Source organism: Candidatus Poribacteria bacterium, assembly GCA_026702755.1.
Taxonomy (GTDB): Bacteria; Poribacteria; WGA-4E; order WGA-4E; family WGA-3G; genus WGA-3G.
Genome location: JAPPBX010000010.1, coordinates 25,124 through 44,459, shown reverse-complemented (window position 1 = coordinate 44,459; position 19,336 = coordinate 25,124). Strand labels below are relative to the sequence as shown.

Sequence of the window (19,336 nt, the reverse complement as noted above, 5' to 3'; positions counted from 1 at the left end):
AAGCGAACTTTCTTCGTATAGGTTTGACTAAATAATCAGTTAAGGGCTGATTGTGGTGGACACAACTTATGTGACTGCCACACGTATGACCGACAACTGAAAGATTTGCGGAGCAAATCGTACTAACAACCGAGAACTATCGGAAAGGAGCTCACTGTTATGAAACCGATTATCACGGTTTTTTCCATCATTGCCTTAAGTTTTAGTGTGAGTGCGTGGGCGTTAAACGATGACGATGCGCTTATGTTGTACTTCACCTTTGACGAAGACGAGGGTGGCAAAGTTACAGACGTGAGCGGGAATAGCATTGAAGGCACTTTTGAAGGGGCAGTCTGGTCGAAAGATGGCAAATTCGGAGGTGCTGTCTACCTTGAAGACTCCCAAAAATTTGTAGAAGTTGACGCAGTCCCCGAACTCGACATCACCGATGAACTCACGATTCAAGCTTGGTTTTTCCCTGAAGAATCCCAAGGTGACTCTAACTTGATGGGACGTAGGAGCGGGGCGAATGTTGGCGGCTATTGTCTCCAATGGAGCGCGCAGTTTACCGGTGCCCCACAGATTGAGACATGGATTAACATCGGTGGGTGGCAAGGTTCCCGAAATAAACAGACCATTAAGCCCGATTTAGAGGAGTGGCACCATGTCTCTTCTACCTACGATGGTGATATGATTCGCCAATATATTGATGGCAAATTGGATGTAGAATTCGCACCACCAAAGGGTAAAATTAACAGCATTGAAGTTGTTTTTCGTATCGGTAAAGCGCAAACGGGACTGAACGGTATGATCGGCTTAGTTGATGAGGTAGCCATCTATGACCGTGCACTCACAGTTGAGGAAATTAACCAAGATATGGAAAACGGCGTTTACTTTGCTGTGTCTCCGAAAGACAAACTTGCCACGACGTGGGGTAAGTTAAAGAGGTAAAATAGATAACTTTTCTCTATTGTAGCAGCAGTGCCACAACGCCTGCCTGTTTCTAAGTTTTCTACCGAAGGGCGGGTTTTGCACCCGCCCTTCTTTTCATTCTATGAGGAGGAATCACAGATGAGAATCCGAATGCTTGTGATGCTATGCGTTTTTCTAAATCTATTTCTCTGCTTTGTAGGTTACGCTGCAGGCGGAAAAGGGAACGTGAAACAACTCGGTAAACAACTGTATGTCTGGCATTTCGACGAAGGTAATGGGAAACAGAGTAAAGAGGATACTGCTGGTTTAGTCGGAGAATTTACTGGGAATATTAAGTGGACCGAGGGTATCCTCGGCAAAGCCGTGCAGATGGCTGGCAAAGTTGGGAAAGCCGATTTTATAGAAGTCAAGCACTCCGATGAGATTGATATAGACGAAGCGATTACGATGATGGCGTGGGTTTATCCTGATGAACTACCAGCGGGTGATCAGGCAAACAAATTCACCATCTTTTACAAGAACACCTATTATCTGCAAATTGAACCCGGTGAAGGGAAACTTGCTTACTATTTCTACGAGACGAGTAGTCCGGGTTACCATATCTCTGATGGTAAGATAAAGGCGAAAGAGTGGAGCCATGTTGCCGTTGTGTGGGATGGAAAAGAAGCCGGTTTCTATATCAATGGCGAATCTGATGGCACTGCTATCGCACAGAAGGGACCTGGGCTAAGCAGAGTGGATAAACCTTTACGGTTCGGCGGTGAGAATAACGGATGCTGTCCGCGTTTCTTTCAGGGACGTATTGATGAATTGATGTTAGCTAACTATGCGCTTTCTGAAGTTGAACTCCAGCAGATCGTCAAGGACACCCTTGATGTTTCTGCCCGCGGTAAATTGGCGACAATCTGGGGCAATTTGAAGAGATAGTGCTGCCTGTTTGAACGGAGATGGGCGGGATTTATTCTCGCCCATTTTTGTTGCAAATAGGCAGGAATAGGCGTATAATTGATTTAAAACCTTTGCTAATAGGAAAACGTAATGCCTGATACCAAGAGTTTATCAAAGCATCCAGATGTCCAAATTGCTGTTGAAAATTTTGGACCCATAGAGAAAGCGGAGATAGATTTGCGTCCGCTAACTGTGTTTGTTGGTGAGAGTAACACCGGTAAGACCTATCTCTCCGCGCTCATTTATGCATTACACCGTACTTTTTATGGAATCTCACGCGTTCCTTGGTCGCCTCATCGTATTCTCGAATTAGCTAGTGTTCACTACTCGCGACATCCCATCGGCTCGACTCAAGCATTATCAACAGAAACGCGAGAGGTGCTTGAAAAATTAAATGTGTCTGGACAGCCATTCAAATTTTCTGATTCACCGCAGTGGTTACGAGACCGGTTGCAATCAGATTTGGTGAATTCTGAAAGGTTTAAAGATGAACTTAGACGGTGTTTCGATCTTGAGTCCGCTTCAGAACTCATAAGATTTACGGACAGTCGGCATGATGCAATGAAGATCTTATTGGAAGTTCGCGAGGAAAACCAGATCCTCTGGTCATTTGGCATCTATAACTCTGGCACCGAAGTTACTACAGATGGTTCTATAAGTGAAGATACAGTCCTGCGTCCCGACGATAGGACCGCGTTGCGAGAGGCACTTGACACTAGAGATTGGAGGCAAGAACCCGTGCGCGGTTTTAGTTGGATTGCGCCTACAAAATCTTATTACCTTCCTGCTGCCCGGAGCGGTATCATGCAAAGCCACGGTATGATTGCCAGTTCACTTGTAGACCGTGCTACCCGTGTCGGGTTGGAACAGTTCTCTGAAATTCCTGTATTTTCGGGGATGATAGCGGATTTTCTGAAGCAAATCATTAATTACGATGAACGTCGCTGGTTTTCAGATGAGATGAGTGGAATTGTCAAAGTTCTGGAAGACGAGGTCCTACGTGGAGAGATAGAAGTTAGACGACCTGCGACAGGATATCCGGAATTTCGCTATCGCCCACAAAAATCGGAACAGACGCTACGTATGAACCGATCTTCATCAATGGTATCTGAGCTCGCGCCGCTCGTGTTGTTCCTACACGGTGTTGTTCAAGTGGGTGATACGCTCATCATTGAAGAGCCTGAAGCCCATCTGCATCCCGCTGCCCAAACTAAGGTTGCTCTGACCCTCGCCCGCTTAGTGCGCGCTGGTGTTCGCGTGATTATAACAACACATAGCAACTGGCTCCTTGAGCAAATTAGCAATTTGGTTCGCGAAGGTGAAGTAATGAAAATAGAGGAAAATCAGACTGAATCGGAGACTTGGTTGACAAAAGAAGAGGTTGGCGCGTGGTGGTTCCGTACAGACAAACCAGTAGAGGAGATCTCGTTCGAGCATATCGCAGGGATAGAGCCAGAGGAGTATGGAGAAGTAGCTGAGGAACTCTACAATCGTTCGGTAGACCTCCGAGGTCAACTTGCGGAGACAGCAGGAGGCACCGAGGTTGAACAGGAGTGAAATTCTTGAAGGTATCCGAGATCGGATAGGTAAAGAAAATCTTTTTAGCGGAAACTCGTTTAGACGGGGTCGATGCAGCGTAAACTTAACTGGTGTATCAGAAAGCAATCGAGTTGTGGTGGATTTAGACAAAGTATTTCCGAGTGGACAAGAAGGGGAAAATCAATGTGAGTGTGTTCTCTTCTACTTCGACGACGTAGGAAACTTTGTAGTTATTCCGATGGAACTCAAAGGAGGCAGTAATGTTGACGCGTCACAAGCAGCAAGACAATTAAAAAGTGGTGCTGCTTTTGCTATTGATTACACACCGAGGGGTGTTAAAAACATCTGCCGCCCAATCCTATTTTGTAGGAGTATTAGTACAGCGGAAGTTGAACGACTCAAAAAGCCTCAGTCACAAGTACCTTTCGGTGGGAAATCATTTGAAATTAAGACGGCGCGCTGTGGTAGAAAGTTGGCAGATGTATTGTAAAGTACTTGGAATTCAGGGCAATTCAGGCACAATTCCTTTAAGTACCTCCTCTTGTTGTGCAAGCGTTTTGAGTTCTGGGTTGAGACTTACTGCTTGTGTGAGCGAGTCTATCGCTTTTTGAGATTTATCCTCTAACGCGTAAGCGCACGCGAGGTTATAGTGGAGTCGGGCAGTCTTTGGGAAGGTTTGCAGGGCATGTAGGCACGCCTCACGCGCTTCTGCAGCTAAGTTTTGCCGGAGATAGGCGATTGTCAGATGCACATATCCTCTTGCTACATCTGGTGCCATCTCAATCGCTTTTTTAAAGTTCTCAACGGCGGGGGCATATTCTCCAGCATATAAATATGCTTGTCCAAGATTATTGTAAACCGAGGGTTCTTTCGTAAAGAAAATTGTGCGCTTTTTATTTTTGATCGCCTTCTGATACGCGTCAATGGCTTGCTTTGCTTCGCCGCTGCCCATCAATAGAAAATTTCCCTTCCGGTAGTGGTCGTTGAACTGGGTTCGGTGATGCCAGACCCAAAGAAACAGTACCGTTACTGCAAGGCAGAAGGTCATACAGACAATTCTAAAAACCTTATTGCCAAGCGTCTGTTCCTCTTCCTCTGTAGTTGGATTTTCTGTAATTGGATTCTCGTTAGAAATCATAATTTTTTTAAACTCACAAATTTTCGTTTTCACAAAAGGAATACACGAAATATGAAAACTTACGGATTTGGTATTATTGGGTGCGGAATGATTTCCGATTTCCACTCCGCCGCAATTTCTGAATTAGAACACGGGCAATTGGTCGCAGTCAGTTCACGAAACGCTGAGAACGCCAAACGGCTCACTGATCGATACAACGTTGACAGCTACCCCGATTATATGGAGATGCTCAAACGAGACGACCTTGATATCGTGTGCGTCTGTACGCCGAGCGGTGCACACTTGGAACCCGCCGTCGCCGCAGCACAAGCCGGTAAGCACGTCATCGTTGAAAAACCGTTGGAGATTACGCTACAACGGTGCGATCAGATTATTGAAGCGTGTGATGCAGCCGCTGTTCGACTCTGTGCTATCTTCAATTCCCGTTTCACCGAAAGTACACAACTCGTTAAATCCACGATTGAGAGCGGACGATTCGGCAAACTAACTTTAGGCGATGCCTATATCAAATGGTACCGTTCTCAAGAGTATTACGACAGTGGCGGCTGGCGAGGTACATGGGATCTTGACGGCGGTGGCGCACTCATGAACCAATCTATCCATGCCATCGATCTACTGCAGTATTTTATGGGACCTGTCAAATCTGTGCAAGCGTTTACCGATACTTTAGCGCACGAGCGGATAGAGGTTGAGGATGCCGCTGTCGCCGCGCTCCGATTTGAAAACGGTGCACTGGGTGTAATTGAGGGCACAACCGCTGCTTACCCCGGCATGCTTAAGAAAACCGAAATCTCCGGTACACACGGGACTGTTGTCTTAGCCGAAGAAGACATCGTTACATGGGAATTCGATCCTGAACTTCCTGAAGATGCGGAAATCCGAGAGAAATTCGCCCAAAAGACAGATACCGGTGGCGGCGCATCTGACCCGCGTGCGATTAACCATGCAAATCACAGACGGCAGATGGAAAACCTGATCAACGGACTTGAAAAAGATGCTTCGCATCTCGTCGATGGACGTGAGGGGCGCAAAGCCGTTGAGATTATTCTTGCCATCTACCAATCAAGTCGTGAAGGTCGTCCGGTTGAATTGCCATTGTAGATGGTTATCGGTCTTCGGTTATCTGCTCTCGGTTAAGAGTCTATCTGTAACAATTCACCACTCTCTGGAATACTCCAAGTTGGGAAGGATTGTTGCAAACTGATCTTACCGACAACTGACAACTGACAACTACTCATAGTCAAAGACTATCTTAATCGCTTCATCTTTCTTGTTTAGTGCCATTTCAAATCCGAGTTGTGCCTCTGTAAAAGGCAGATGATGTGTAATAATCGGAGACACGTCAATACGTCCTTGGGAAATCATATCCATTGCCAGAGGGAAATCGTTCGGAACATCCGGTCCAACCGAGCCGATGAATTTAATATTTTTACGGAAAAAATCTGCGAAGTGGAAATCGTAAATCTGGTCGTCCGGTACGCCAAAGGCGAGGAGCGTCCCTTCGCGTTTTAGCAGTTCGAGACACTGATTGATGGTTTCTGTTTGGTGTCCAACAACCTCAATGACCAGATCTGCCATTCTGCCTTCTGTAATTTCCTCAACGATAGCGACAGGGTCTTCCTCCGCAGCGTTAATCGTATGGGTGGCATGCATCTTCTTGGAAACTGAGAGTCGGAAATCGACTAAATCGGTCGTAATCACCGTCCGCGCGCCAAGATTGCTCAATATATGCGTAAAGAGAAGTCCCATCGGTCCCTGTCCGACAACAACAGTATCGAGGTTAAGTAGGTTCGGCAGCTTCCGACACGCCCAAACGACGGTTCCAAGCGGTTGGGACATCAGGATACAGTCCTTCCGTGGATAATCCGTCAACAGCAATGTGGCGTTTTCATCCGATAAAAAGTATTCTGAAAGTCCACCGACGTGGCGTGGCAGGGCGAGAACCTCGTTCCCTACTCTGAACTTGTCTGATTTACTGTCCGTTACAACACCAATTGCCTCGTGGATCGAGAGTCCCGGTCCGAGCGGATAACTTTCGGCTGGATGTTCAAGGACGAACGATGGCATATCGGTTCCACAGATGGCACTGTGGAGCGTTTTTATCATCACCGTTCCGTCCGGATGATCGGCGAGATTTGGTTGTTCTATGTCAACAATTTCAATCTGACGGGGTGCAACAATTTGCCCAACTTTCATTTTTTATTTATGACCTCTTGCTACGATCTGACCGATGGGCAGATCATAGTTTTGTGATGAAACTTGTACTTTATCGCGTCAGAGTACAGGTTTCTTATAGTGAAGTAGAAAAATACCAGGGTACTTTTTAGCACGACGTGCGATAAATCGCAGGACTACAAACGCCCCTCAAACTCGTGGATAGGATTTCTATCCCCACGCATCCAGCGTTGGGTCCTGTCCTCACCCGTAGAAAGGTGTTAGCGAATCTACGAGCAGTACTTCGTTTAACATATCGAATAAATGAGAGGATTCTCCGTTTCTCATGTCCATCGGACGTTGAACAGTAGCGATTGTGAGATGGAGATAAACCTTCATCACAACTCCAGTGCGGCTTCGTCATCCGTCGCCATCGCAATAGCCAAACGGACGGCGCGCATCTGGACTTGACGTACATAAGACGAAAGCTTACCACGGCTGCTATGCAACATCTCTAACGCTGCGCCGATATAATTGCCTGCCGCAAGATGTTGCCACATCAACGAAAATTTGTCGATCCCGCCAAACCCCATATTGAAGATCATATTGACGATGATCTCTTGACGTAGGTCGCTGAGTTCGTTGTAATCTACACCTTTGTCTTCACAGAATTCAATTACATTGCCGATGATACGCTCTAATTCCTCATTAAATGCCGCTTCTATTTCAGCATCCGTCAAACCGTCAGGGTAGTCTGCCTTGAATGCCTCAACAGATGCATATTTTTTCCCTTTGTAGCCGACATCTCTGAGGTTGAGACCGATACCAACTGTCGGAATTCCACGGCTGTCAGGATAAGGCTCATATCTTCTACCTTCCTGGTTCTCTAAAGTTTTAAATAACCGCTGTCTATTCACTTAAAACCTCTTAAAATAATTCTAACTGTTATTGGGCGTTTAGTGACTATTCGCTTTACCTAATACTTGGTTATAAATTGCTAAACTTTGGACAATTCGTTTGTGTTTCAAGTTGTGATTTGAAGTTTCTTGGTATTTTTCTGTGAGGCCCTTGCCAAGCGCAAACTCGAAAAAAATATAACGGATAATTCACACAAAGGGTGCTTTGGTGTCAGCCGCGGTTGAGACAGCCAACCCCCGAAATCTATAAACCTTTTATGGTAGGGTGGCACAGACTAACAGTCTATGCTACCAAAGAAGGTCTCGCATCGGAACCCTTTGTCGATTTTTAAAATTGTCCAAACTTTAGTATAAATTGGATAACGCTTTCAAGACGTGTTGATGGAGTTTTCCGTTGGTTGCGACGATCCCGCGATTCTCAAGCATCCGTTTTCCAGTCAAAAAGTTGAGGGGTGTGCCGTTTGCATCTGTAACTGTGCCACCTGCTTCTTCGACTACAATAAGCCCCGCGGCGTGATCCCAAATGCATTCGCGGTAATCTGGAAATGCCGGATTCGGGAGGCGAATATAAAGGGATGCTTCCCCACGGGAAACGATACCGTACTTCGCTTGGCTGTCCATGCGGACAGGTGATTCTGTAATACCGAGTGCATTTGCAATGTTGCCGTGTGCGTCGCTGTCACCGTGTGTGGACTCGACACTCTCTGCAAAGCGATGTACTGCTCCTGATACGTGTACCTGCTCTATAAAATCTCCTGTTTTTGTGTAGAGCCGCGTGCCTTCACCACGGGTGGCAACGAAAAGGCATCCACGTTGCGCATCGCCATCGTTCAATCGGTGTGGTAAATTCGGACACCCCAAAACGCCGAGTTGAACAGTGCCATTGACAATATAAGCCAAAGCGACAGCGTACTGATCGCAGCGCAGAAAACCTTTCGTACCGTCAATTGGGTCAAGCGTCCAGAAACTCTGTCCGACCTCACCACTCCCCCGATCAATCCATTCGCAGACATTTTCTGTCGAGGCGGATGCATCTTCACAAAATCGGTTGACATAAGCTGTGACGCGTTCCAAAAGTGAGGCGTTCTCTTTCAGTGCCTGCGCGCTCTCTTCAGCGACAATAGGGTCGTCAGGGAAAGCGTCACCGACTGCCTTGCATATCAGTGCCTGTGACCCGAAATCTGCAACGGTCACAGGGCTTCGGTCTGTCTTTTGGATTGCATCTGTTGACACCATCTCAGCTTGTACCTCTTCGCAGAGTCGCATCGCTTTTAGCACAGCGTCAATGGCGGTTTGTAGTTTAGTTTTCGGCTGTCGGAGACCTTCAGCCATCAGCAAAGAAGATTTTTGATTTGACATTAGTTTCCTGTTTGGTTTGAAAGTTTACAAAAACTGATAAGGAGCCCGCTGGCAGCCGAAGGCTAACTGCTGACTGCTATTTCAGCGTCTATTGAATTGATTCATTGCCGTAAGAATATTATCTTTGACGAAAGTTTCAATGGCATCAACAGCGCGATCAATAGTATGTGCTATCTCGATTTCTTCGTCCTCGGAAAATTCGGTGAGGACATAATCGGTTAAATCACCGACAGGTTCGCCGATACCGATGCGTAAGCGCGGAAATTCTGTGGTGCCTAAGTGATGGATAATTGACTTCATTCCCTTCTGACCCCCATCGCTTCCCTTCTGCCGCATCCGAAGCACACCGACATCTAAGTGAATATCGTCGTAAACGATACAGAGGTCTGGGAGTGGAATCTCAAATCGTCTGACGAGTGGGGCGACAGCAGCACCGCTATTGTTCATGTATGTCATCGGTTTGGCGAGAATAATAGGTGTGTCGTGCCATGTCGTCTGGATAACGAGTGAATTGCAAATTGATGTGTGCGTGGGACGCGGTTCGGAGTCTCGCTGACAAAATTCTTCGTAGAGCGTGTCAACCACGCGGAAGCCGACATTGTGTTTGGTGTGTTCGTAGCGCATTCCTGGGTTGCCGAGTCCAATGATGAGTTTACTTTCTTGTCTGTGCATTATGTTGTGTTATATAGATGGAGGTGCGATTTCAAACCTCATCAGTAAAGCGAGATTCTATTGGAACAAATGTAGAGGCTGCGAGAGGTTAAGATGCCCCGCGAGCGTTTTTACTTCCTCGCCATCAATTAAAATCTGAACCTGTTTAATGTCATCAGGAAACGCGTCAAAGACGGTTTTGAGGATTGCCGTAATCGTCAAAAGTTCCGCCGTTGTACCACCAATATGCCCGTCCGAGAGATGGTTTGAAAAGTCTAAGTAAGCAGTCTGTTGGGTATCGATGTAAGATTCGTTCAGGAGTGTTCCACGCGGAATTGTGTTTCTAAAGTTAGGCGGTGTCTCTTGGATAAGTGCAGTGACGACCTGGCTTAAGCGTTTGGTGAGTTCTGTTCTATGAAGGCGTCGTTCAGTTTTAACTGGAACAAGTGTTAATGAAGTCGGGTCAAGAAGAAATAGATTGATCTCTTGTGGTGGTGGTGGTGTATCTGAGGGATTGGCGGCAGTAGGCAGCGGGGGTGGTGCAGTTGGGATTACCGATTGTTTTGACCGCTCAATCAGAAATAGCGTCACAGTGAGACCAATGGCGACAACCACCAAGGTTGTTCCCCATATCACTAAGAGTCTTGAAAACCCAGCATTCCTGTTATGTTTCACCTTTTTCTTCCTGTCTTCCATACTGAGGTTTCTATGCCTCGATTGACTACTTGAGGTGTTACTGTTCTGTTCCTGTTGCGCGGACAGATGGGTTAGTAGAAGAAATGTATCGCTGGAAAGCGCGGGCGATTGCTTGGGCAACACTTGTCATATACTCAGCGTTAGCCAGTTTCTTCAAGTCCTCTACGTTAGAGAGGTAGCCGAGTTCTAAAACGATAGCTGGCATATAGACTTCAGATAACGCTATGAGCGGTAGTTCAGCGATCTGAATTGGTGTTTCTGTGAGGAAATTCAGTTCCGTTTGCAGCGCATGTGAGAAGTCTCGGCTCTGCTTTAAAAAATTGGCTTGGGCGAGGATATTTAACCGTTGTCCTGTAGGTTCTGATTGGACATTACTTGGAAATCGAAGTTGTCCCTTCGGGTTGTTGAGGTAAATCTTGATACCTTTTTCGTGTGGTGAGAAAGAGGCGTTGCAGTGTAGACTGAGGAAGAGTTGTCCTTGGTTCCGTTTTGCCACCTGAATACGTTCAAGGTGCGTCTTTTTCGCATCTGTCTGACGTGTGAGGTAGATCTGCATGCCCTGCCGTTTACTAATCCGTTGGAGTTGTTTCGCGAGTGTGAGTACAATATCTTTCTCAAGGAGCCCCGTATTGCTTTCGCATCCGCGATCGTCCGGACCACCATGCCCAGGATCAACGATGATTGCCCAACCGGTGGAATCATCCGTTATCGTGGGTGTCCATGTGCCTTTAGGTCTCAGCTGTACTCTTTGCAAACTTGGGTTATAGATGGCTTCAAGGTTATTAAGCTCTGGCAGGACTTGCGTGAAGAAAGTGATAGGTAACACTGGTTGCTGCGCGATAATTATTGGCGGTGTCGGAAGGGTGTGTGTCTGCCCACCGGGATCGATGCTGACGACTGTGTTGCCAATTTGTACGCGGATTTGCTTGCCTTTGGTTTTCAGGGTGAGTCGTTTTCGCGGATGGTTGTATTGGTCCGTCATATCCGGATCAAAAACCTCTTTCACAGCATCAACGGGGAGGTAAATCTGTTCTCCTTGACGTTGGGCTGGGACCTCCGCAATGAGTTCTCCATCAACGTCAATAAAGCGGACAAAAGTTTCCTGCGCGATGCCATTGAGTGCGACAGTCCACGCGAGAATACCTAAGAAAAACGCGCGAACCGTAACACGTACGACAAAGTACTTGTTGGTGCGCGCTTCCTGTGGCTTTTCCGTATAGACAACGTTATTCGTCGTCTTCATCGTCATCGTCGCGCCTACGGGAAATAATTTCTGGTTCCGTAGGTTGTTCTTCAGCGTCTGTTTCGGTTTCTTCTCCTTCGCCATCTTCAGCCTCTGTTGTTTCTTCTTCAAGTTGGACGCGCGGCTGGCTCACCGTCGCAATCGTTCGTTCCAAGTCGTCTAAAATCTCAAGGTCTTCGTCCAAGCTTAAATCGCTTATATGGATGGAGTCACCGATGTCCAATTCACTGACATCAACGGAGATGTCAGTCGGCATCTGCATTGGCAGACAGTGAATCGTTATATGGCGGAGCGGGAATTCAAGAACACCGCCCTCCTGAATACCCTGTGGGGTGCCTTCCAGAACCACTGGCACCGCTGATGTTACGGGTTCGTCTAAAGAAATTCGAATGAAATCGGCGTGCATTAGTGTATGCTTTTCTACCGGATGGCGTTGAATCTCTTTGATAATCACAGTCTCGGTGTTGCCGTTGCCGATTTCCATGTTAATGATAACGTTTTCACCATACGTTCGTAGGAATCTTCTGAAGGTTCGAGCGTCAATTTGGATTGACACGGTGTCTTGTGCACGACCGTATAGAATTGCGGGAACGCCCCCTTCTTTGCGGAGATCACGCGCGCTCTGCTTCCCGAAAGTATTGCGTTGTTGAACCTCTAATTTTGCTTGTAGCATTTTAAAATTCTAACCTTTTTTCTTCGTAGATTTAAGCACTGTATCAAAAAGAAGACAGGGCGGGTAGGATTCGAACCTACGCATACAGATTCCAAAGACCTGTGCCTTACCGCTTGGCCACCGCCCTTCAATTGTCAATATACAGATACACCGACAGGACTGGTTACCGCCGTTGTGCAAAAACGAACTCTGTTTTTGAAGTGTGATTCGCTTTTATGTGCTGCGTCACTATCGCGCATCACCGCGAATAACGTGGCACCACTCCCAGACATCAGCGCGCCATAACATCCAGTCTGCATAGACAACTCGGTTTTTAGCGCGGCGATTTCAGGATATTCGGAAAAAACTGGCACTTCAAGCAGGTTGTAAAGGTTTTTCCCGATGCCGACGACATCACCCTTCTTTATGTAGGTTTTTATAATTATACCTTCTTTTTCACGTGTTGTCAAGGAAAAGTTCAATTTCTTAAAAACAGCTGCTGTCGAAATTTCAATGCCGGGATTTAGCAGGAGAAGCGGTACATCAGAGAGTGCGGAAAGACGCGTTAATTGGTCGCCGATGCCAAGCCCTAACGCTGCACCACCGTGCAGGCAAAACGGGACATCTGCCCCCAATTGTGTCCCAAAACGTATCAGGGTTTCCTGAGTGAAACCCAACCCGAAAAGTTCGTTCACACCGTGAAGAACAGCGGCAGCGTTTGCACTCCCACCTGCCAATCCAGCAGCGACTGGGATCCGCTTATGGATGTCAATCGCAATCCCACCGATACCACCTACTGTATCCCTGAGAAGCTGCGCCGCTCGGTATGCCAGATTCCGCGAATCGCACGGGACCTTTGGATGTTCGCAGTGAACTGTTATGTCCTTCGTTTGTTTTTTAGAGATGATGACATCGTCGTGCAGCCCGATTGAGTGGAAGATCGTTTTGAGGTTGTGATAGCCGTCCTCGCGTTTGCTTACGACATCCAAATAGAGGTTAATCTTCGCGTGGGCACGAACCCGTATTTTTTGCACGATTTTTATGCACTATTCCCCTAATTCCGACAACGGAACAATTTCGATATCCTCCGTTAGAAACCGTTCGGGGTCAAACTTGCTGTCTTTAATCTCGACATTCAAGTCTACTTTAGCGATCTTCACAGTGACCCGCGTCTGTTCAAGTGGACGTTCGATTTCAACTTTATGGGGTCGGAGGATACCGCTCACCGGACGGTAGTCGGAGAAAGCGGCGCGTTGTTGAAGCGTGCCGTTTTCGTCATGGATGAGCCAGTCCATAACTCGCGGTTCGTCTTCTCGGATCAAAATCGTGATCCTTTCGACGTGCCCCTTTTGGATCCCTGGGCGAGTCATGACAAATTTTGTGGGTGCCCCACTTGATGACGGGTGAAAACTTGTAATAGGTCTCAATTCGTCAGTGCGCCCATCAAGGAATGGGTTGGCGAAGATCGCACTCAAGACATCTGACACGCGTAGATCTATGCCGAAAATCTCCTGCAAAACACCATCGGACAATGGACCGGGGTACGCTTTCTGCTCATTCACAAGAAGGAGGACGAACTGGTTTTTATCTTGGTTGGCAATTGCGATACCGCGCGTCTCATTCATCGGTCCGAGTGCTTGGATGTGCAGCAATTCCCCGCCGTTCTCCGATTTTTTATACCACAGCAATTCTCGGAGTTCCTCGCTCCGGTCGCCTTCCTCAATCGTCACCACCATCCGGGTAATCTTTAACGAGCCAGTGAGTTCATATCTCACTTGCAGTGTGTTGAGGATGCCATCTACTTCCGCACGAACCTCGGGAGACAATTGAACAGTCGTGGTCGTGCTACTGATACACCCAGCGATAACTACAAAAAGGAGGCAAAACACGTAGCTTTTTGCCCACGCAGCAAAATTTGGCTTCTGAATATAACTGAGGTTCATCAACCGGAGGTGACGTTGTGAATGAGCCACACTTCTACCTGCCGAAATTGAAGGGGTTGTATATCGCATCTAAAGAACTTCCGACATCGATTTTTCAACGATGTTAACGGCTTCCTCAACATGACCTGCGTTGATATTGAGCGGTGGTAAGAATCGGAGCACATAATCGTTGGTGCAGATGGTGACCAATCCGTTCTCAATACACTGGGCAGCGATCGGTTTCGCATCGATTTCCATGACCAAGCCGCGGAGCAAACCTTTTCCACGTACCTCTTTAACCGGATACTTGTCTTTCAATTCCATCAGTCCACCGGCGAGGTAATTTCCCATTTTGACGGCGTTCACGGCGAGATCCTCTTCCAAAATGGTTCTGACGGTTGTCGATGCTGCCGCGGTGACTAAGGGATTTCCACCGAATGTCGCCGCGTGGGTGCCGGGGACAAAACTCTCCGCGACCTGTCGTTTTGCCAACATCGTCCCAATGGGTACACCGCTACCAAGTGCTTTCGCCATCGTGATTACATCTGGCACGACCCCGTAACTCTGGTAACCGAAAAAGGTGCCCAATCTTCCCATTGCGGTCTGGACTTCATCAAAGATAAGCAGTAAGTTGTGTTTATCACACATTTCTCGTAAGCCTTGGAGGTAGCCATCACTGGGCATATTAACGCCACCCTCGGACTGAATCGGCTCAACTAAAATAGCACAGGTCTTTTCACCGATGGCAGCTTCAGTTGCTTCCAGATCGTCGAACGGCACGTATTTGAAACCTTCAAGCATCGGTTCAAATCCGACGTGGTATTTCGTCTGTGCGGTGGCAGTAATGGTTGCCATCGTCCGTCCGTGGAACGAATTGTCCATTGTGATGATTTCATAAGCATCCGTATTGCCGCTGTCTTTAGCGTATTTTCGCGCCAGTTTGATTGCGGCTTCGTTTGCTTCAGCACCGCTATTACAGAAGAAGCACTGATCCATGTCAGAGTTATCGATAAGCAGTTTCGCGAGTTCTGCCTGCGGTTGGATGTAATAGAGGTTGGAGGTGTGCAGGAGTTTGCCTGCCTGCTCACGGATAGCGGCGACGACCTTCGGGTGGCAATGTCCTAAGCCGTTAACAGCGAGTCCACCGAGGAAATCGAGGTATTTTTTACCGTCGGCATCCCACAGGTAGGGACCTTCACCTTTGACGAACGCGAGACTTCTGTCCCCGTAAGTATTAATAATGTATTCAGTCGCCATCGCTTTAATTTCAGCGGTTGTCATTCAATTTTCTCCTTTTATGAGTTGTCAGTTGTCAGCAAAGAAGCCATCAGTTGTCAGCAATCAGTAATCAGGGATTTGTGCCAGAAACCGAAAACAATACTGCTACAATATCCTCTACTGACGGCCGAAGCCTGAAAGCCGATAGCCATTATACTACCTTTAAAATTACCAATTCGTGTAGGCACCGTCGTCGCGTTTGTAACCGTGAGGCGGTCCGTATTCTTGGTTTGAGACATCGGCAAGCGCGTCCTCGTTGAATTCGATGCCGAGTCCCGGACCTTCAGGCGGTAAGAGATACCCTGATTCAAACGGCATCTGCACCGGGAAAACATCAGTCAGCGAGGACATCGGTGCACGCGGAAGTTCCTGTACACCAAGGAGCGCTGATGACAAAGAGAGATGCAGGCACGCGGCAGCGGATACAGGTCCTAACGGATTGTGCGGTGCTATGTAGATATAATGCGTTTCACACCATCCCGCGATTTTACGTGCTTCCGTTAACCCGCCAGCAATACAGAGATCAACGCGGCAGTAATCCATGAGATCTTCTTCGATGACTTCTCGGAATGTCCATTTACTGTCGAATTGTTCGCCAACGGCAATAGGTACCGAGGTCTGCTGCCGAAGCCGTCTGAGACTGGCGGGGTTTTCTGCCCGAAGTGGGTCCTCGATGAAAAATGGATTGTATTGTGCGACCTTGTTACAGAAATCAAGGCTATCGGCTGGATCAAGGCGGGTATGAACGTCAATCAGTATTTCGAGATCATCGCCTAATGCGTGACGAACGGCTTCCACCTGTTTAATACAGTTTCGGACCGCGCGTCTGGGTTCAAACCGCCCCCCACTGTCAGAATGATCAACCACGCTCCATCGAACGAACTTCCAACCGGCTTCGTAGGTTTGCCGACAGCTCTCGACGATTGCATCAATTGAGCCGCCACCGTTATGCGGATAACAAACGACTTTGTCTCTTGTACGTCCGCCTAAAAGTTCATAAACAGGAACATTCAGTGCTTTCCCTTTGATGTCCCAGAGTGCGATATCTACGGCACTCACTGCTGCGGATTGAACGACTCCTCCGGGGAAAAAGCCGCCACGAAACATCACCTGCCACAAGTATTCAATTCGGAACGGATCTGCGCCGATGAGGAACGGTTCAAATGAGCGAACAACTTCGGCTAAAGCGAGCGCACGGCGGCGGAGTCCGCCCTCACCGACACCGTAGATACCAGCATCGGTTTCGACTTTCACAAAAAAATAGCCGTCCGCTGAAGCAAAAGATTTAACTTTGGTAATCTTCATTCTCTATCCTTAATTTGTAGTTTCTGATGAGCAGCACTTTTCTTTTCTGTAAAAAGGACAGGTTTGAAAAGCTGCCTCACAACTTTTTTGTTAATCACACGGGCTATTGCGCCTGTAGGCGAAAAATTACGCATAGTGGTTCGCGAAAACTACGTGAACCCTGAATTTCCCGATCTGTTTATCAGTAGGTTTAATCTTTGGTGGCGGTTCGTGCAACTATACCAAGCGTAAGGAGAAACGCCACAAACACACTCACTACGAACCATTCCATTACTATACCGCCTCTAAGGTTGGCGTATTATCCTGACAGTGGACGGGACGGAAGAGCGTTTGACGTTTGAACGGCATCTCTTCAAGGTGTTTCGGGTGTGGGTCCCACTTGTGCCACTTGTTGCCAACCGTATTGTAGCATTGGAAAATCGCAATCCGATCGACTGCTTCATCTGTCCACTTCGCCCCTGTGTGTGTGATTGCCTCTGTAAAAACCAGCATGGAGCCAGCAGGACAGGTGTAATCCTCCCACAGCGGCGAATTGCGATCCGCCGTTGACTTCGGAGCAGGAAATGCCCCTTTATGGCTACCGGTAAGGAACATCGTTCCCCCGCCACCTTCCTTGACCGGATTGAGTTCCCAGACGACGCGCGTCAAACCGCTATGTGCTTTGTCGTGGTGCAAATGGTACGTATGTGAGTTGCCGGGGAAGTTGAGCATCCCGCGCCCACCGTGCGGTTGGAAGTTGTCGTGCCCGTTTGCTCGGATGGTTAGGAACGTGCTTTCCAATCGGAAGCCGTAGCAGTTTTCGTTGGCATAGCCCGATGTCAGAAATTCGTCCATGAATCCAAGCACAACCGGATGATCGGTCAGTGTCTCAAGGGGGCCGCCAATAGAAGAGCGGTGATGTTCAGAGATTGATTCGGGTTCCTGTTTGAGTTGATAGCAGAACTCGCGCATCTCTTTAACTTCGGTTTCGCCGAGTACGCCTGGAAACAGGAGCCACCCGCGGGTATCAAAAAGAAAACGTTGTTCTTCCGTGAGTGGGATCGGTGATAGGTTGTCAGCATTTGTCGTTGGGTTCGGCATAGTTTTATCCTTAAAAGTAGTAGGCACGCTCCGACGTGCCGTAACAAGTGGACCGATAACTATTCATACAAACGTTCGTCTTCCAGTGACAGCCAATTGCCGTAATCACGAGGCATATCCTTGATTTCGCCTAAACCGGCTTCGGTACGCCACCGCAGCAACGGATGCTCGCGGTTTTTCTGAGGCAGCTCGACACGTGTACCGTAAGCAGCAGACTCGAAGATTGCCATCAAAATCTCAATGACATGGCGACCCTCTTCGCCGTTAGATTCGTGTTCTCGGTCTTCGTCGAGTGCGTTCACATATTCGTCAACGAAGCAGTAATCGTCAGCGTCTGCGCCCTTTTCCCGGTCAAAATGTTCTGGATAGATAGATGGGAGTGCTTCCCACTGGTCGTGTATTCCATCGGGAACGAAATGCGGTGTAGGTAACCACCAGGAACCTTTCAATTCCGACCAGATGAGTCTACCTTCGGTGCCGTAGAGTTCCATCATGTAAGCATCGGTATCTACCTTGGGAAATCTGTGCTGAATGAGTGTGCCGGTGACATTTCCGTCGAATTGAAGCGTAGCGGTGGCGTATTCACCTGCGACTGTGCCCATGCCAGCCGGTGAGGGGAGTACGTCGTCATGTATAAGCGCGCGTCCACCTGTCGTCGCTTGTGCTACGACGCTTCGGCACTTTCCACCGAAACGGAGCATGTTGTTGACGACGTGCGTTCCGATGTTCATTAACCCGTAACCTGCGTAGTAGCCCTTGCCACTGGCGTAGATGTAGCGTAGGTCGCCGATTTTTCCTTCATCTAAGGCTTTCGCGACTGCATGCATTGATGGACTCGTGCGGCGTTGATGATGTACGGCGACGCGAGCGTTTTTCTCTTTCGCTTTCGCCAGCACCTCGTCCGCTTGAGCGAGGTCGATACAGAGCGGTTTCTCTACCTCAATGTTCACGCCGTGTTCAAGGACACGCATGCAGAGCGGATAGTGCGCCTCTGTTGCTGTGGGAATTGCGACGATATCGGGAGTTGTCTGCCGAATCATCTCGTCTAAATCGGTGAAATGTGTTGAGACGTTGACGATGTTACCGAGCGTCTCTAACCGCTCTTGGACGAGATCGCAGAGTGCCACGATTTCGGTACGCGGATGCGCGTAATACGCTTTTGCTGCCGAGGTGCCGCGGCTCCGACACCCTAATATAGCAACGCGATAAGTCTTCATATTTTTAACAGTTGGGTTCTGCTCGACTTTTTCTGTTGTCAAAAGCTTGTTTACGATGAACCTCAACTGTCCTCGTAACAATTAAGTTTCTTTAAAATCTCGTATTGGTTCTGATAATATTAACCTGTTTGGGTTTTGCTGTCAAGGCAATTATCTTTATACCATTTCTATTTCGATGGTTTTCATAATAGGTCGTCTTTAGCAGTCTACTGGTAAGGAAGATTTAGGACATTTCTTACACCACACCGAAAACGTCTGATCGGCTTTATGAACGTAGTGGTGAAAACAACGAAACATCAGTTACCACAGAAAACCACAGAATTTT

20 protein-coding genes and 1 tRNA gene are annotated in these 19,336 nt (G+C 47.8%); 5 read left to right on the top strand and 16 right to left on the bottom strand.

What is annotated here, in order from left to right; translation table 11 throughout:
* Nucleotides 1-159 precede the first annotated feature (159 nt).
* From OXH39_01755 to OXH39_01740, 4 genes are all read left to right on the top strand, one after another.
* Nucleotides 160-930, top strand: a complete 771-nt coding sequence (locus tag OXH39_01755) for a LamG domain-containing protein (GenBank protein ID MCY3549155.1) — start codon at nucleotides 160-162, stop codon at nucleotides 928-930.
* Between the two features lie 120 nt (nucleotides 931-1,050).
* Complete coding sequence (locus tag OXH39_01750; protein MCY3549154.1) at nucleotides 1,051-1,839, top strand: LamG domain-containing protein; 789 nt, start codon at nucleotides 1,051-1,053, stop codon at nucleotides 1,837-1,839.
* Nucleotides 1,840-1,950: 111 nt separating this feature from the next.
* On the top strand, nucleotides 1,951-3,417 hold the full coding sequence (locus tag OXH39_01745; protein ID MCY3549153.1) for an AAA family ATPase: 1,467 nt from the start codon (nucleotides 1,951-1,953) through the stop codon (nucleotides 3,415-3,417).
* A complete protein-coding gene (locus tag OXH39_01740) occupies nucleotides 3,404-3,889 on the top strand; it encodes a hypothetical protein (GenBank protein MCY3549152.1) in 486 nt (161 codons plus the stop codon). The genes OXH39_01745 and OXH39_01740 overlap by 14 nt, the downstream gene beginning before the upstream one ends.
* Nucleotides 3,890-3,901: 12 nt before the next feature.
* Here the strand turns inward: OXH39_01740 and OXH39_01735 are convergent, their stop codons facing one another.
* Nucleotides 3,902-4,537, bottom strand: a complete 636-nt coding sequence (locus OXH39_01735) for a tetratricopeptide repeat protein (protein ID MCY3549151.1) — start codon at nucleotides 4,535-4,537, stop codon at nucleotides 3,902-3,904.
* A gap of 51 nt (nucleotides 4,538-4,588) precedes the next feature.
* On the opposite strand from OXH39_01735, the gene OXH39_01730 reads away from it, so the two are divergent.
* A complete protein-coding gene (locus tag OXH39_01730; protein ID MCY3549150.1) occupies nucleotides 4,589-5,638 on the top strand; it encodes a Gfo/Idh/MocA family oxidoreductase in 1,050 nt (349 codons plus the stop codon).
* Nucleotides 5,639-5,767: 129 nt separating this feature from the next.
* Here OXH39_01730 and OXH39_01725 read toward each other — a convergent pair whose 3' ends face one another.
* The 15 genes from OXH39_01725 to OXH39_01655 all read right to left on the bottom strand — a co-directional run bounded on the left by OXH39_01725 (nucleotide 5,768) and on the right by OXH39_01655 (nucleotide 19,053).
* Nucleotides 5,768-6,733: a zinc-binding dehydrogenase gene (locus OXH39_01725; protein ID MCY3549149.1), complete on the bottom strand. Its 966-nt coding sequence runs from the start codon at nucleotides 6,731-6,733 to the stop codon at nucleotides 5,768-5,770.
* 222 nt (nucleotides 6,734-6,955) lie between these two features.
* On the bottom strand, nucleotides 6,956-7,090 hold the full coding sequence (locus OXH39_01720; GenBank protein MCY3549148.1) for a hypothetical protein: 135 nt from the start codon (nucleotides 7,088-7,090) through the stop codon (nucleotides 6,956-6,958).
* Nucleotides 7,090-7,608, bottom strand: coding sequence for a glycoside hydrolase family protein (locus OXH39_01715; GenBank protein ID MCY3549147.1), 519 nt, complete (start codon nucleotides 7,606-7,608; stop codon nucleotides 7,090-7,092). Before OXH39_01715 ends, OXH39_01720 begins: the two co-directional genes overlap by 1 nt.
* A 345-nt stretch (nucleotides 7,609-7,953) precedes the next feature.
* Nucleotides 7,954-8,967: a 3'(2'),5'-bisphosphate nucleotidase gene (locus OXH39_01710; protein ID MCY3549146.1), complete on the bottom strand. Its 1,014-nt coding sequence runs from the start codon at nucleotides 8,965-8,967 to the stop codon at nucleotides 7,954-7,956.
* Between the two features lie 81 nt (nucleotides 8,968-9,048).
* A complete protein-coding gene (pth, locus tag OXH39_01705; GenBank protein ID MCY3549145.1) occupies nucleotides 9,049-9,639 on the bottom strand; it encodes an aminoacyl-tRNA hydrolase in 591 nt (196 codons plus the stop codon).
* A 57-nt stretch (nucleotides 9,640-9,696) separates the two neighbouring features.
* A complete protein-coding gene (locus tag OXH39_01700) occupies nucleotides 9,697-10,293 on the bottom strand; it encodes a GerMN domain-containing protein (GenBank protein MCY3549144.1) in 597 nt (198 codons plus the stop codon).
* A gap of 58 nt (nucleotides 10,294-10,351) precedes the next feature.
* Complete coding sequence (locus tag OXH39_01695; protein ID MCY3549143.1) at nucleotides 10,352-11,641, bottom strand: N-acetylmuramoyl-L-alanine amidase; 1,290 nt, start codon at nucleotides 11,639-11,641, stop codon at nucleotides 10,352-10,354.
* Entirely contained in the window at nucleotides 11,541-12,230 is a 690-nt protein-coding gene (locus OXH39_01690; GenBank protein MCY3549142.1) for a 50S ribosomal protein L25/general stress protein Ctc, read from the bottom strand. Before OXH39_01690 ends, OXH39_01695 begins: the two co-directional genes overlap by 101 nt.
* A 55-nt stretch (nucleotides 12,231-12,285) precedes the next feature.
* Nucleotides 12,286-12,357, bottom strand: a tRNA-Gln gene (locus tag OXH39_01685).
* A 7-nt stretch (nucleotides 12,358-12,364) separates the two neighbouring features.
* On the bottom strand, nucleotides 12,365-13,243 hold the full coding sequence (gene ispE / locus OXH39_01680) for a 4-(cytidine 5'-diphospho)-2-C-methyl-D-erythritol kinase (protein ID MCY3549141.1): 879 nt from the start codon (nucleotides 13,241-13,243) through the stop codon (nucleotides 12,365-12,367).
* A 12-nt stretch (nucleotides 13,244-13,255) separates the two neighbouring features.
* Complete coding sequence (locus OXH39_01675) at nucleotides 13,256-14,221, bottom strand: hypothetical protein (protein MCY3549140.1); 966 nt, start codon at nucleotides 14,219-14,221, stop codon at nucleotides 13,256-13,258.
* Nucleotides 14,222-15,412 carry an aspartate aminotransferase family protein gene (locus OXH39_01670; protein MCY3549139.1) on the bottom strand — a complete coding sequence of 397 codons (1,191 nt, stop codon included), beginning with the start codon at nucleotides 15,410-15,412 and terminating at the stop codon, nucleotides 14,222-14,224.
* Nucleotides 15,413-15,577: 165 nt separating this feature from the next.
* Nucleotides 15,578-16,714, bottom strand: a complete 1,137-nt coding sequence (gene dgoD, locus OXH39_01665; GenBank protein MCY3549138.1) for a galactonate dehydratase — start codon at nucleotides 16,712-16,714, stop codon at nucleotides 15,578-15,580.
* Nucleotides 16,715-16,987: 273 nt separating this feature from the next.
* Nucleotides 16,988-17,794 (bottom strand): hypothetical protein, encoded by an 807-nt coding sequence (locus OXH39_01660; protein ID MCY3549137.1) that lies wholly within the window; start codon nucleotides 17,792-17,794, stop codon nucleotides 16,988-16,990.
* 59 nt (nucleotides 17,795-17,853) lie between these two features.
* Complete coding sequence (locus tag OXH39_01655; GenBank protein MCY3549136.1) at nucleotides 17,854-19,053, bottom strand: Gfo/Idh/MocA family oxidoreductase; 1,200 nt, start codon at nucleotides 19,051-19,053, stop codon at nucleotides 17,854-17,856.
* Between the last annotated feature and the right edge of the window lie 283 nt (nucleotides 19,054-19,336).

Excerpts from the sequence above, each read along its gene's own strand:
- OXH39_01755 (MCY3549155.1), top strand. The coding sequence starts at position 160 with ATGAAACCGATTATCACGGTTTTTTCCATCATTGCCTTAAGTTTTAGT.
- OXH39_01750 (MCY3549154.1), top strand. The coding sequence starts at position 1,051 with ATGAGAATCCGAATGCTTGTGATGCTATGCGTTTTTCTAAATCTATTT.
- OXH39_01745 (MCY3549153.1), top strand. The coding sequence starts at position 1,951 with ATGCCTGATACCAAGAGTTTATCAAAGCATCCAGATGTCCAAATTGCT.
- OXH39_01735 (MCY3549151.1), bottom strand. The coding sequence starts at position 4,537 with ATGATTTCTAACGAGAATCCAATTACAGAAAATCCAACTACAGAGGAA.
- OXH39_01730 (MCY3549150.1), top strand. The coding sequence starts at position 4,589 with ATGAAAACTTACGGATTTGGTATTATTGGGTGCGGAATGATTTCCGAT.
- OXH39_01725 (MCY3549149.1), bottom strand. The coding sequence starts at position 6,733 with ATGAAAGTTGGGCAAATTGTTGCACCCCGTCAGATTGAAATTGTTGAC.
- OXH39_01720 (MCY3549148.1), bottom strand. The coding sequence starts at position 7,090 with ATGAAGGTTTATCTCCATCTCACAATCGCTACTGTTCAACGTCCGATG.
- OXH39_01710 (MCY3549146.1), bottom strand. The coding sequence starts at position 8,967 with ATGTCAAATCAAAAATCTTCTTTGCTGATGGCTGAAGGTCTCCGACAG.
- pth (MCY3549145.1), bottom strand. The coding sequence starts at position 9,639 with ATGCACAGACAAGAAAGTAAACTCATCATTGGACTCGGCAACCCAGGA.
- OXH39_01695 (MCY3549143.1), bottom strand. The coding sequence starts at position 11,641 with ATGGCGAAGGAGAAGAAACCGAAACAGACGCTGAAGAACAACCTACGG.
- OXH39_01690 (MCY3549142.1), bottom strand. The coding sequence starts at position 12,230 with ATGCTACAAGCAAAATTAGAGGTTCAACAACGCAATACTTTCGGGAAG.
- OXH39_01675 (MCY3549140.1), bottom strand. The coding sequence starts at position 14,221 with ATGCGATATACAACCCCTTCAATTTCGGCAGGTAGAAGTGTGGCTCAT.
- OXH39_01670 (MCY3549139.1), bottom strand. The coding sequence starts at position 15,412 with ATGACAACCGCTGAAATTAAAGCGATGGCGACTGAATACATTATTAAT.
- dgoD (MCY3549138.1), bottom strand. The coding sequence starts at position 16,714 with ATGAAGATTACCAAAGTTAAATCTTTTGCTTCAGCGGACGGCTATTTT.
- OXH39_01660 (MCY3549137.1), bottom strand. The coding sequence starts at position 17,794 with ATGCCGAACCCAACGACAAATGCTGACAACCTATCACCGATCCCACTC.